Source organism: Actinoplanes sp. NPDC051633, assembly GCF_040681735.1.
GTDB lineage: Bacteria > Actinomycetota > Actinomycetes > Mycobacteriales > Micromonosporaceae > Actinoplanes.
The window spans coordinates 1-1394 of the sequence record NZ_JBFAZH010001615.1; the positions used below are offsets into that span (position 1 = coordinate 1).

Annotated in this window: 1 protein-coding gene; it reads right to left on the minus strand. The window is 72.4% G+C overall.

All coding sequences use genetic code 11. The features are described from left to right. On the minus strand, positions 1-1394 hold a 1394-nt coding region (locus AB0M20_RS43630; protein WP_364307388.1), incomplete at both ends, for an ABC transporter permease subunit.

Below are 1394 nucleotides of genomic sequence, written 5' to 3' on the forward strand. Positions count from 1 at the left end.
CGAACCGGTCGTGCCGGGCGCAGAGGACACCGAGGAAGACACCGATCAGCATCGTCAGCACGGTCGCGACCAGCACGGTCGCGAGGGTCTGCATGGAGTCCTGCCACAGGCCCAGCCCGCCCAGCCCGGCCGTGGCCAGCGCCGCGAGCACCGCATGCCGCCACCCGCTGATCAGCCAGCCGAAGGCGAGCACCGCCGCGACCAGCAGCCACCAGGGCGTGGTCGTCAGCACCGTCTCCAACGGGTTCAGCAGCGCGGTGCTGACGAAGTTCTTCAGGCCCTCGGTGAAGTCGTACCAGTGCACCTCGGCCCACCGGGTCGCGTCGTTCACCGGCCCGGCGAACGAGAACCGCCAGGTGCCGGGGAACTCGCTGCTGAAGGGCAGCACCGCGGCCACCGCGATCGCGGCGGCCAGGATCGCCAGCCGGATCCGGCCGGGCGCCTCCCGCAGCGCGGCGCGCGTGGTCACCCTGTCCAGCACGATCGCCAGCACGACGATCGCCAGGCCGGCGTCGAAGGCCGCGCCCACGTTGACCCGCTCGAGGGCGAAGACGATGTTCAGCCCGAGGCCCGGCGCGTCGATCAGCGCGGTCACCACCACCATCGACAGGGCCATCATGATGGTCTGGTTGACCGCCAGCACGATCGTCGGGCGCGCCATCGGCAGGCGCACCTTGGTCAGCAGCTGCCGCGGGGTCGAGCCGAGCGCGGTCGCCGCCTCCACAGTGGTCGATGACACCTCGCGGATGCCCAGCGCGGTGATCCGGATGGTGACCGGGACGGCGTAGATGAGGGTGGCGATGATGGCGGCGGGTTCGCCGATGGAGAAGAGCAGCGTCATCGGCGCCAGATAGGCGAAGGTCGGCAGGATCTGCATCACGTCCAGCACCGGCCGCAGCGCCGCGCCGACCGCCGGCACCCGCGCCGCCAGGATCCCGAGCGGCACGCCGATCAGCACCGCGATCAGCACCGCGGAGATGGTCAGCACCAGCGTGTCGACGCTCTCCTGCCACAGCCCGATCAGGCCCAGCCCGGTGAAGCCGCCGACCGCGAGCAGCGCCGCGCGCCACCCGGCCAGCACGAGCGCGAGCACACCGGCCACGCCGATCAGGCCCACCGCGCCGAGCCCGTAGAGCGCGGCCTGCACGCCGCCGACCAGCACCACCACGCCCAGGCGCAGGTAGTTCACCCCGTACAGGAAGATCGGGCTGGTGTCTCGGTTGGTGTCCACCCAGTCGCGCAGGTCGGTCAGCAGCCGGAAGGCCCACGCGTCGTCGGCGTCCGCGGCGCCGTCGGTGCGGAAGACCAGATAGGCGACGACGGTCGCCAGGAGCAGAACCGCGAGGAGGGTACGCCGCCCCGGCCGGCTCACCCGCGCCGGGCGGGTCGCCGGC